At 71.8% G+C, this 10,812-nt stretch carries 9 protein-coding genes and 1 pseudogene; 3 read left to right on the top strand and 7 right to left on the bottom strand.

Annotated elements, in window-relative coordinates; translation table 11 throughout:
* Positions 1-304 (top strand): Scr1 family TA system antitoxin-like transcriptional regulator (locus VGD70_RS23435; RefSeq protein ID WP_331084788.1); only part of this gene is annotated, 304 nt, incomplete at its 5' end.
* Between the two features lie 1,273 nt (positions 305-1,577).
* On the opposite strand, the gene VGD70_RS23430 is transcribed toward VGD70_RS23435, so the two are convergent.
* Positions 1,578-2,246, bottom strand: coding sequence for an O-methyltransferase (locus VGD70_RS23430; protein WP_331084786.1), 669 nt, complete (start codon positions 2,244-2,246; stop codon positions 1,578-1,580).
* A 61-nt stretch (positions 2,247-2,307) separates the two neighbouring features.
* Between VGD70_RS23430 and VGD70_RS23425 the strand changes: the two genes are divergently transcribed.
* Complete coding sequence (locus VGD70_RS23425) at positions 2,308-2,748, top strand: nitroreductase family deazaflavin-dependent oxidoreductase (protein ID WP_331084784.1); 441 nt, start codon at positions 2,308-2,310, stop codon at positions 2,746-2,748.
* Positions 2,749-3,053: 305 nt separating this feature from the next.
* On the opposite strand, the gene VGD70_RS23415 is transcribed toward VGD70_RS23425, so the two are convergent.
* Complete coding sequence (locus tag VGD70_RS23415) at positions 3,054-3,461, bottom strand: nitroreductase family deazaflavin-dependent oxidoreductase (RefSeq protein WP_331084783.1); 408 nt, start codon at positions 3,459-3,461, stop codon at positions 3,054-3,056.
* Positions 3,458-4,810: an MFS transporter gene (locus tag VGD70_RS23410; RefSeq protein WP_331084781.1), complete on the bottom strand. Its 1,353-nt coding sequence runs from the start codon at positions 4,808-4,810 to the stop codon at positions 3,458-3,460. Before VGD70_RS23410 ends, VGD70_RS23415 begins: the two co-directional genes overlap by 4 nt.
* A 62-nt stretch (positions 4,811-4,872) precedes the next feature.
* Between VGD70_RS23410 and VGD70_RS23405 the strand changes: the two genes are divergently transcribed.
* A complete protein-coding gene (locus VGD70_RS23405; RefSeq protein ID WP_331084780.1) occupies positions 4,873-5,325 on the top strand; it encodes a MarR family winged helix-turn-helix transcriptional regulator in 453 nt (150 codons plus the stop codon).
* 150 nt (positions 5,326-5,475) lie between these two features.
* Here the strand turns inward: VGD70_RS23405 and VGD70_RS23400 are convergent, their stop codons facing one another.
* The 4 genes and pseudogenes from VGD70_RS23400 to VGD70_RS23385 form a co-directional block, all read right to left on the bottom strand.
* Positions 5,476-6,486, bottom strand: coding sequence for a glycoside hydrolase family 5 protein (locus tag VGD70_RS23400; protein ID WP_331084778.1), 1,011 nt, complete (start codon positions 6,484-6,486; stop codon positions 5,476-5,478).
* Positions 6,487-6,840: 354 nt separating this feature from the next.
* A complete protein-coding gene (locus VGD70_RS23395) occupies positions 6,841-7,998 on the bottom strand; it encodes an ROK family transcriptional regulator (protein ID WP_331084776.1) in 1,158 nt (385 codons plus the stop codon).
* An 82-nt stretch (positions 7,999-8,080) separates the two neighbouring features.
* Positions 8,081-8,893 (bottom strand): annotated as a pseudogene (locus tag VGD70_RS23390) (glycoside hydrolase family 16 protein); the annotation flags it as partial.
* 232 nt (positions 8,894-9,125) lie between these two features.
* Positions 9,126-10,812 (bottom strand): helicase-related protein (locus tag VGD70_RS23385; RefSeq protein ID WP_331084774.1); only part of this gene is annotated, 1,687 nt, incomplete at its 5' end.

The raw sequence follows: 10,812 nt of genomic DNA, 5'->3' as shown, positions 1-10,812 counted from the left end.
GCTCGGGCAGCTCGATCGGTTGATCGCGTTGTCCGGCCTGCCCAATGTGAAGTTCGGCATCATCGGTTTCGACACCGCGTACGCCGTGGCCCCGACACACGGATTCTGGCTGCTCGACGACGAGCGCGTGATGGTCGAGACCTTTTCCGCCGAGCTGAACTTGGCTCAACCACAGGAGATCGAGCTTTACCGCGCCATCTTCGACGCCATGGCGACGGCAGCCTGTTACGGCCGGCAGGCACGCGCAGTCATCAACCGGGTGATCGAGGATCTCGCCCCGGAATCGGCCCAGAATGACGACTAAAATATCGGCCAGGCAACGGTTTCCGTTACGTCAAGAAATGTGGAGAAATTAACTGTCCCTCCGGGACGGTCCGGTCCTAATGTTCCGTCATGACCCGGGCATTGATCCTGGTTCGACTGAAACCCCGGCAGCCGGACGGGTCAGTGATCGGCGAAAGCCGGCGAACGTGCCATCTAGTGCCGCTCCCGGACGCCGCCGCGATGCCGCGGTTCCTCACCGCTTACTGCGGACTGCGCATCGCGCCCGGGTCGGGGGAGGTGCTGACCGCCCCGGTCGGCATGCCGTGCGAGTCGTGCCTCGCCCGCTCGCCAGTACCGGCCTTCGCGATGCTGCAACAGTTCCGCGGCCTCTTCGCCAACCCCCGGCCCACCGACCGTGGAGCCCCGGCCGCCCGCAACGCCAGGCACCACGCCCGCTTCACCGGGCCCGTCCGCTTCACCGGACCAGGTTGCTTCGCGAAGCCTGCCCGCTTCACCGGACCAGGTTGCTTCGCGAAGCCCGCTCGCTTCGCTGGACCCGGCTGCTTCGCTGGGCCTGCCTGTTTTGCTAGGCCAGCTGTTTTGCCGGACCCGGCTGCCTCGCCGGGCCTGCCCGCTTTGCTGGACCAGCCTGCTTCGCGAAGCCTGCCCGCTTCGCTGGACCCGGCTGCTTCGCTGGGCCTGCCTGTTTTGCTAGGCCCGGCTGTTTTGCCGGACCCGGCTGCTTCACCGGGCCTGCCCGCTTTGCTGGACCCGGCTGTTTTGCCGGACCCGGCTGCTTCACCGGGCCTGCCCGCTTTGCTGGACCCGGCTGTTTTGCTGGACCCGGCTGCTTTGCCGGGCCTGCCCGCTTCGCCGGGCCGGCTGCCTCGTACCGCCCGGTTGCCTCGGCCCGGCCGCCCAGCCCGGCCGGGTCGGCTGCCAATCTCGGCCCGCCCAACCCATCTGCCTCGATCGGCTCGCTCGGTCCCGTCGGCTCGCCTGGTCCCGTCGGGCCCGTCCGGTCCCGGCGGCCGTGCACGGCTCGTTCGTCGCGCTCGGTCCGGCTGTGGTGTCCGGCCCGCTTGGGCCGTGCGCCTCGTCCGGTCCCGGCGGTCGTGCTTCGCCTCGGCCGGTCCGGTCCCGGCGGCCCGCGCGGCCCGCGCGGGTCGTCGGCAGCGCTCGGGCGCACCTGTTTCGCCGGGTCGCCTGGGCGTCCACCTCGCCTGGCCTCGCTGGCTCGCTCGGTCCGGGCGGCTCACTTTCTCGCCCGGTCCGCCTGCTCTCGGCGGCCCCGGCTCGTCCGGGCCGGTGGTTCAGCTGGTGACGAGGGCTAGCGCGAAGCCGTCGTAGCCCTTGCTGCCGACGGTCTGCACCATGGTCGCGGCCAGGCGTGGGTCGGTGGCCATCATCTCGGCCAGTTTGCGGGTGCCCACGACCGACGGGTCGGTGTTGGTGGCGTCGGCGACCCGGCCGTCGCGGATCACGTTGTCCACGATGATCACGCTGCCCGGCCGGGTGAGCTTGAGCGCCCAGGTGAGGTAGCCGGGGTTGTTGGGCTTGTCCGCGTCGACGAAGACCAGGTCGAACGGGCCCGCGCCCTGGTGGTCGAGCACCGCGAGGGTGTCCAGCGCCGGGCCGATGCGCACGTCGACCTTGCCGGCCAGGCCCGCGCGGGCGATGTTCTCCCTGGCCACGAGCGCGTGCTTCTCCTCGTACTCGAGCGTGACCAGGCGCCCGTCCTCGGGCAGCGCCCGGGCGAGCCAGATGGTGCTGTACCCGCCGAGCGTGCCGATCTCGAGGATCGATCGGGCGCCCTGCATCCTGGCCAGCAGGTTCAGCATCTTGCCCTGGTTGGGCGCGACCGCGATCCGCGGCAGCCCCGCGGCGTCGCTCGCGGCGAGCGCGGCCTCGAGGGCCGGGTCGTCGCCGACCAGCAGGTCGGTGATGTAGCCGTCGACCGCGTCCCACTGCTGCTGTGTCATGTGGCCATTCCTACCCGCGCCACGGCCTGCCTGCCGCGCCGGGTTGGTGTTCACTGGAGACATGCCACTACAAGGAGAATACGAGCCGAGCGCCTCCGAGCGAGCCCGCACGCAGGTGGAGGAGTACGAGAGCTCCGGCGGCACCGCGGGCACCACGCTGCGCGGCATGCCGGTAGTCATCCTCACCACCGTCGGCGCCAAGAGCGGCAAGATCCGCAAGACACCGCTCATGCGCGTGGAGAACGGCGGCAACTACGCCGTCGTCGCCTCGCTGGGTGGCGCGCCGAAGCACCCGGTCTGGTACCACAACGTGGTCGCCAACCCGCAGGTCGAGCTGCAGGACGGTCCGGTCAAGCAGGAAATGGTCGCGCGCGAGGTCACCGGCGGCGAGAAGGCCAAGTGGTGGGACATCGCCGTCCAGGCATACCCGGACTACGCCGACTACCAGCGCAGGACCGACCGCCAGATCCCTGTCTTCGTGCTGGAGCCCAAGAACGCCTAGCCGGTGACCATGGACGTTGTCGGGGGTTGATCGGCGCCTCGGCCGAGCCGGTCGCAGGTGTCCTCCGGATACGCCCGTCGACCGTGCACCGGATCCTGGCCCGCCATCGGATGCCTGCCTGGCCTGGCTGGACCGCCTCACAGGTCAGGTGGTTCGCCGCTACGAACGCACCACACCAGGGCGAGTCGATCCACGTGGGTGTGGAGAACTCGGGCGACTCCGCCACAGCGGCGGCCGGCGAGTCCACGGCCGCGGCAGCGACACCAAGCCGGGTGTCACGTTCGGCTCGCGCCGAACGCGGCCGGTCACCGCACAGGGGCCAGGATCACCACCGGGATTGTCCGGGTCGTGTTGGCCTGGTAGTCGCCGTAGCCGGGCATGGCCTCGACGACCTGGGCGAACAGGCGGTCGCGCTCGGGCTGGGTGGGTACCGTCGCCTTCGCGTGGAAGCGCCGGGTGCCCACCTCCACGGTGACGTCCGGGTTGGCCAGCACGTTGTGGTACCACGCGGGGTTGTGCGGCGCGCCCGCGTTGGACGCCGTGACCACCAGGCGATCGCCGTCGGCGAGGTAGCCCAGCGGTGACACCGACTCCCGGCCGGTCCGCGCGCCCGTCGTGGTGAGCAGCAGCAGGTCGGAGCCGGCGAACGGTCCACCCACCTTGCCCCCGGCTGCCCGGAACTCCTCGATGATCGCCGTGTTCCAGTCGCTCATGCGCTCTCCTTCGCTCCGCCGGCCACCTCGGCCGGCATGTCCTTCGTGGCGGGGCGGCCGGTGCGCAGCAGCGTCACGCACACCAGCACCAGCAGCACCACCCCCAGCCCAACTCCCCGGCGCAGCGCGCCCGAGCCCGACGCCGCCCACAGCGCCGCCCCGGTCGCCGAGCCGAACGCCACCCCCAGCTGGCGCACCAGGTTCGACGTCGCCGCGGTGAGCCCCAGCCGCTCGCGTGGCGCGTTGCCCATCAGGAACACCTGCAGCTGCCCGTTGAACAACCCGAACCCCGCGCCGACGAACGCCAGCCGCCAGACGAGGTCGCCCGGGCCGCCGTCCGCGAGGAGCAGCAGCACCAGGCCCACCACGATCACCCCGGCGCCGGCGACCGCGACCCGCCGGTGGCCGACCCGGTCCGCCACCAGGCCTGCGCCGTAGCTCGTGACCAGCGCCGACACCGGGAAGGCCAGCAGTACCAGCCCGGCCGTGCTCGGCGCCGTGCCCAGCCCGTCCTGCAGGAAGAACGGCAGCACGAACGTGAGCACGAACAGCCCCGCGTAGGTGAGCGCCAGCGCGACGTGCGGACCCAGGACCCCGGCGGTACGCAACAGCGCACGCACCGGCCCGGCGTCCGGCCCGCGGAACCACACCGCCAGCAGCGGCACCGCGAGCAGGGCCACCAGCGTCCACATCGGACCCGCGGAACCAGCCAGCGACAGTCCGAACAGGACGGCCACGGTGCCGCTGCCGAACGTAGCCGCCTCGACCAGCCACCTTCGGCGCGGCAGAACGAGTCGATCGCCGAGCGGCAGCTCCCGTGCGGCGAGCGCCGCCACCGCGAGTACGAAAGGGACGGACAGGTAGAAGATCCACGGCCAGCCGAACGACTCGACGATCCACCCGCCGACCACCGGCCCGGTCATGCCGCCCGTCGTGCCGAACAGCATCAGCACCCCGAACGCCCGCCCGCGCGCCGACGGCTGGACCGACACGGTGGCGAGCACCGGCGCGATGGCCAGCAACACCACCGCGAACGTGCCCTGCGCGACCCGCGCGGCGACGAGCCAGCCGATGCCCGGCGCGAGCCCGCACCCGACCGTGGCCAGCGCGAACCCGGCGCACGCCAGCCGCAGCGCCCGGCGTGGGTCGACGACGTCCACCCACCGCCCCGCGCACAGCCCGAGGCCGATGATCGGCGCCAGGTAGCCGAGCACGACCCACTGGACCAGCGACGTGGACGTGCCGAGCGAGGACTCGATCCTGGGCAGCGCCACGTTGACGATCGTCGCGTCGAGCTGGGTGACGAAGGTCGCGAGGCTTGCCGCCACCACGAGCAGCCAACGGTTCACCAGTATCCTGCCCTCAGAAAGTAACTTTGCTTTGCAAGCAAAACTATTCTGAGGACAGAGCTATGTCAACCGATGACTTGGATCTCAAGGAGGCCGTCCGGACCCTGCTGCTGCTCCTGCCCAGGGTCGTGGGCCGGGTGAAGCGGTCGCCGATCCCGCCGGAGCTGGCGTCGTTCGCACTGGCGCCGCGCCATCTGTCGCTGTTCGCCTACCTCCAGTTCGACGGGCCGATGCCGGTGAACGAGTTGGCCAAGCGCCTTGAGGTGGCGCCGGCGACGGTGAGCCTGATGGTGGGCGAGCTGAGCCGCAAGGGAATGCTGGAGCGCCGTGAGGACGAGACCGACCGGCGGCGCACGATCGTGAGCATCGCGCCGGACCGGGCCGCGGCGGTCGAGAACTGGCTGGCCGCGTCGGACCGGGCGTGGCGGGTGGCGATGGAGCCGCTGACCCCGCGGGAGCGCCGGCTGTTCGTGGACACGCTCGGTGCGTTCGAGCGGGAGCTGTCGAGGGAGTGAGGCGAAGTCGCATGCGTCCAAACTATTGCCGCGCAAGGCGGTCCGGGCGTGCGTTGATCCACTTGTGGACAACTGGGTGGCCTGTGGACAACTGGCCCGCCGAGAAGGCTCGGCGGGCCAGGAATGTCGGTGCGGTGTGCTAGGCGCGCGTCAGCGGATGTGGTCGCGGACCCACTCGCCGGACGGCTTGAGGCGGGCCGGGGTCGTGAACGGGCCGTTCGGGCAGGTGCCCTCCTCGAACACCGCGCCCGTCCGGAGGTCGTCCGAGTAGTTCCAGTTCGTCCAGCTGATCTGCTTGCGGGCCAACAGGTCCAGGTACCGCTGGGCCATCGCGAAGTCGTTCGGCCCGTCGCCGGTGTACTCCTGGGTGCCGAACTCCGTCACGAACATCGGGATCCGGTCGGCCGCGCGGGACAGCGCGTTCAGGTACTCGTCGCGGTGCGAGGCCGCGTAGAAGTGGAACGTGTACATGATGTTCGCCGCGTTCACCGGGTTGTTCACCACCTCGGACTCGTTCGCGCCGTCCGACACGCCCAGCGACGACCACGCCCGGGTGCCCACCAGGATCGGCGTCTCCGGGTCGACCGCGCGGATCACCGGGATCAGCTCCTCGGCGTAGCTCTTGATCCGCGACCACGACACGCCGCTCGGCTCGTTCGCGATCTCGTACAGCAGGTTGGTGTTCGCGTTGTGCCGCCGGGCGATCTCGGTGAAGAACGTCTTCGCCCGGGACAGGTTGTAGTACGGGTCGCCCGGGTCGAGCATGTGCCAGTCCACGATCGCGTACATGCCACGCGCGGTGACCTTGTCGATGATCGAGCTGACCCGGTCGGTGTAGCCGGCCGGGTCGGTCTCGTACCCGCCTTCCTGGACATACATGGAGATCCGCATGATGTCCGCGCCCCAGTCGCCGGCCAGCGCGTCCAGCGAGGCGTCGTTCACGCACTGGGAGTACCACTGCAGCCCGTGCGTGCTCATCCCGCGCAGCTGCACCGCGGCACGCCTGCTGTTGCAGAGCTTCACGCCGCACACCCGCAGCTGACCGTTGGCCTGCGACGGCGTGACGGCGGCGGCCGGCGTGGGAGCCGCGGTGGCCGGGCCCACGAGCCCGAGCGGTACCAGCACGGCCAGGATCGCAAGGAGAACTGGACGGCGGGACATGGCGATCTCCTCCCGTTGGGGATCGTCGGTTCCTTGTTAGTCAGGCAGTCTTCCTATTCGCTGTCAAGGGTCTAGACCAGTTCGCAGTTGCCGTTCGGCGTCCGCCGGCGCACCGAGCGCGGCCAGGCCCAGCAGCAAGGGATCCCGGGCCCGCAGCACGCTGCCGCCCGAGGACGACCGTCGGGTCGCCGAGGCCCAGCCCACGCACGGCCGCCCCGGGTCGGCGGTCACCTTCACGTGGATGTCCGGTGCGCGTCCTCGAACCGCGTCCTCGATGGCCGTGGCCTCGCGGTCGGTGAAGAAGTGCCAGAACTCATTGGTGCCGACGGCCTTCGCGTGCCTCCCGTGTTCGGGTCAGAGGCGGCGGCCCAGCAGGGCGTCGCGGACCGCGCTGAGCGTGGTGTCGAGGCTGCCGAGCAGCACGGCGTCCTCGGTCAGGCCGGTCGCGGCGACGGCCGTCTCCAGCACGGAGAGGTCGCGCAGCGCCGCGCCGACCGCGTCCTCCAGGGCGGTGCCGCCGGCCTGGCCGACCTCGCCGGCCAGCACCACGAGCGGCGGGTCGAGCACGGCGACCACCGCGGCGAGCCCGACGGCGATGCGCACCGCCAGCTCGTCGAGGAACCCTTGGTGCTCCTTGGCTTCAGCGACCGCGGCGTGCCCGGTGTCCTTGTCGAGGCCGTGCCTGCGGGCGAGGTCGCGGATCGCGGTCCCGCTGACGAGGTCGTGGAAGTCGTGCACGGTCGCCGGGCCGCCGGCCGCGGGCTCGGGCAGCCCGACCGGCATGTAGCCGACCTCGCCCGCGCCGCCGCGGGCCCCGCGCAGGAGCGTGCCGCCGAGGTCGATGGCGAGGCCGAGGCCGTCCTCGCCGAGCCACAGCAGGGCGAAGCTCTCCGCGTCGCCGGCGATGCCGCGGGAGCGCTCGGCGACAGCGGCGAGGTTCACGTCGTTGTCGACGCTCACCTCGGTGCGCAGCTTCGCGCGGATCTCGTCGATGAGGCCCGGCCGCGACCAGCCGGGCACGTCGACGAAGCGGATGACCCCGGCCCGCTCGTGCACCGAGCCGGGGACCGCGAGCTGCACGTGGTCGATGCGGCGCAACGGGATGCGGGCCTGCTTGCAGGTGGCCGCGACGGCGTCGCGGACGGCCCGGACCGGGTCCGTCGCGCCGAAGTCGACCGTCGTCTCCGTGCGGGCGCGGACCTCACCGGTGAGGTCGCAGACGGCGGTGGCCAGCGAGGACGCCCGCAGCGAGACCGCGGCGGCGTAGGCGGCGTCCGGGTTGACGGCATAGATGTCCGCGTTCGGCCCGGGGCCGCCGCTGGTGCGCCCGACGACCTTGGCGAGGCCCGCGTCCTCCAGCCGCCGCATGACGTCGGAGATGGTCGGCTTGGCCAGACCGGTCAGCTCGCGCAGGTCGCCCCGGGTGAGCGGGCCGCGCTCGAGCAGGTGGCGCAGCGCCGCGGTCTCGTTGATCTCGCGGAGCAGCCGCGAGGATCCGGCGAGCTGGTCCATGCGGCTCCGTCAGTTAGGCAGACTGTCTAACTGACGGAACCGTAAGGGCATGGCTGTCGAGGCGTCAAGCAGGTCCTCAGGCGGTGACCCGCACGTAGTCGACGGTCAGCGTGTTCGGGAACGGCGTGGCGCCGTCCGGGTCGCCCGGCCAGTATCCGCCGACCGCGAGGTTGAGGATGAGGAAGAACGGGTGGTCGAACACCCACTGGTTGCCGCCGAGATCGCCCGGGGTCCTTGTCTGGTAGGCGTTCCCGTCGACCGACCAGGTGATCGAGTTCGGCGCCCAGTCGATCGCGAACGTGTGGAAGCCGTCGGCGAACGCCTGCCCGCCCGGCAGCGTGTAGCCGGCGCCGATGCCGCCCGACCCGGAGTAGCCCGGGCCGTGCAGGGTCCCGTGCACGGTGCGCGGCTCGAAGCCGACGTTCTCCATGATGTCGATCTCGCCGCTGGCCGGCCAGCCCACGCTGCCGATGTTGTTGCCGAGCATCCAGAACGCGGGCCACATGCCCTGCCCGCGGGGCAGCTTCATCCGGGCCTCGAAGTGCCCGTAGGCCTGCGTGAACCGGCCCGCGGTGGACAGCCTCGCCGAGGTGTACTGGCAGTACCCGTACCAGCACGTGTAGCCGCCCGGGTTCTCCCGCTTCGCCGTGATGACGAGATTGCCTTGGCCGTCCATCGCGGCGTTGCCGGTTCCCGCGGTGTACCACTGCCGCTCGTGGTTGTTGACGTTGTCGCCGGTCTCGTGCTGCCACTTGCCGCCGTCGACCCCGCTGCCCGCGGGCCCGTTGAAGTCGTCGGTGAACGTGGCCGCGGCGACGGCCGCCGCGGGACGAACTCCTGGGCCGGCGTTGACCGAGGGTGCTGCCGCGGAGGCGCCCCCTGCCGTCACGGCCACCGTCCAGCCCAGCGTGATGAGGACGGTGGCGAGGATCGCGGAGGTGGGGGGCCGGTGCTTCCGGAGTCGTACGGACATCGTGTTCGCCTCTCGTGCGGGGGGCCACGGTGGCCCGCGCGGGGACGCGGACCGCGGGACGCGAGGACGTGATGCCGGAAACTATTAAGAAGGTTTCCGGTAATTTGCGCGCAGCGTAACCGCGAGTCGTGCCATCGGTCAAGGTCTCCGCGAGCTAGTCCCAGGCGACCCGCAGGACCGTGGTCGCGGCGAAGGGATCCGCGCCGCGGTGCGTGGCCATCACGCCCGCGCCCTCGGCGCTGCCCGCGTAGACGGCCGATCCGCCGGAGACCCACCGGTTCCACGCCGTGACGAAGGCGGTGGTCCGCTGCCGGTTCTGCCCGAACACCGTGGGGACGGCGTGATACACGACGCCGTCCGCCCGTGCCTCCCCGCGCAGCCACGCGCGCGCCCGCGTGTGACGCGCCCCCGTGCCGGTTTCCGGTCGTACGACATAGCGGGGGACCAGGTAGCGCGGCGTGGTCACCGGAGACAGCACCTCGTCGAGGGCGAGGGCGAACCGCTCGGAGGCGGCCGTGTCGACGTCGGTGAGGGAGAAGCGGTAACCACCGTCCGGTTCGGTGCGCACCCGCACTCCCTCCGCGCCGCGGCGCGACAGCCCGCAGGCGGCGAGGGCGTCGGCCACCGCGTAGGCGAACCTCGTCACCGACGGCTCGGGCGCGACGGTGTCGAGGATCCGCGCGGCGCGGCTCTGCGGAAGGCGGACGGTGACGCCCCAGCCGACGCCGATCACGCCGAGGAGAGCGATCACCGCGCCGGCCAGCTCCGGCACGGCGGAGGGCCACCGCCCGGCCCCGGCCAGGCCGAAGCCGGTGAATCCGCAGAGCAGCAGGATACTGACACTGGCCACCCAGAACGTCTCCACCGGGTCGGCCGGGCCGCCCGACCACCAGCTCGGCGTGGGAGTCGCGCAGCTCTCCGCCGGCACTGCCGGCGGCGGTGTCGGCGGCACGCCGGCGTCCGGGACCGGTGCCCGCTCCGTACGGGCGGGCCTGATCCGCAGTGTGTGCACGAGCTCGTCGCGGAACGGCGTGCCGAGCCGCCACGCCGCCCGGGTCGCCGCACGATCCTCGGCGCGTGCCAGCATCGAGGCGTTGATCGCGTCGAGGGCCTCCACGGCGGGCGGCGCGTACGGGGAGAACGCCGCGTCGACATGCGCCACCCCGGACACGATCTCGCCGTCGGGGGTGGCGACGAGGTAGCCGTCGTGCTTGCGCACGAAGCGGTTCCAGTCGGCCGCGCCCTTCGGATGCCGGTCCGTGACGCACACCACCGTCCAGGTGTTGGCCGCCTTCTCCGGCCACGCCGGGTCGAGCCGCACGGCGCGCCCGCGGGTCTGCACGACCGACGTGGGCGTGGTCGAGGTGGTGAGGTCGATCAGCGCGTTCACGCCGCGCGCGTCCCAGCCCTCGCCGAGGAGCGCGCGGGTGCCGACCAGCACCTGGCACCGGCCCTCCTCGAAGTACGAGGTCACCGCCGCGACCCAGCTCCGTGACGTCCAGGGCCCGGTGATCCGCGCGATCCCGCGGCCAGCCGGTTCGACGGTGAGAGCGGGGTGCGCGGAAGCGACGGCCTCGGTCAGGCCGCGCGCGGTCTCCTCGGCCGCGGCCACCGTACGGCCGGTGACGAGCACCGGGTTCAACGGGCTGGTACGCGGATCGGCGACGAGGTTCTCGAGCATGAGCCAGGCCGACCCGGCCTCGGCGTCGAGCACGTCGCGCAGCCGCGCGGGCAGGGTGGCGCCGGCGCGTTCGTGATCGCACAGCACCAGGCAGCGCAGCCGCCCGCCGAGCGACGCGGCCTCGGTCGAGATGATCTCCACGGCGCCATGCGTCTTGGCG

Origin of the sequence: Actinophytocola sp., from assembly GCF_036402745.1 — a bacterium.
Classification (GTDB): Bacteria; Actinomycetota; Actinomycetes; order Mycobacteriales; family Pseudonocardiaceae; genus Actinophytocola.
Note: the sequence above shows the minus strand (reverse complement) of the source record. Positions and strands in the feature narration are given on the sequence as shown.

Bases quoted from the DNA above. Each gene is read 5' to 3' on its own strand.
- VGD70_RS23430 (WP_331084786.1), bottom strand. From the start codon at position 2,246: ATGACACAGCAGCAGTGGGACGCGGTCGACGGCTACATCACCGACCTG.
- VGD70_RS23425 (WP_331084784.1), top strand. From the start codon at position 2,308: ATGCCACTACAAGGAGAATACGAGCCGAGCGCCTCCGAGCGAGCCCGC.
- VGD70_RS23415 (WP_331084783.1), bottom strand. From the start codon at position 3,461: ATGAGCGACTGGAACACGGCGATCATCGAGGAGTTCCGGGCAGCCGGG.
- VGD70_RS23405 (WP_331084780.1), top strand. From the start codon at position 4,873: ATGTCAACCGATGACTTGGATCTCAAGGAGGCCGTCCGGACCCTGCTG.
- VGD70_RS23400 (WP_331084778.1), bottom strand. From the start codon at position 6,486: ATGTCCCGCCGTCCAGTTCTCCTTGCGATCCTGGCCGTGCTGGTACCG.
- VGD70_RS23395 (WP_331084776.1), bottom strand. From the start codon at position 7,998: ATGGACCAGCTCGCCGGATCCTCGCGGCTGCTCCGCGAGATCAACGAG.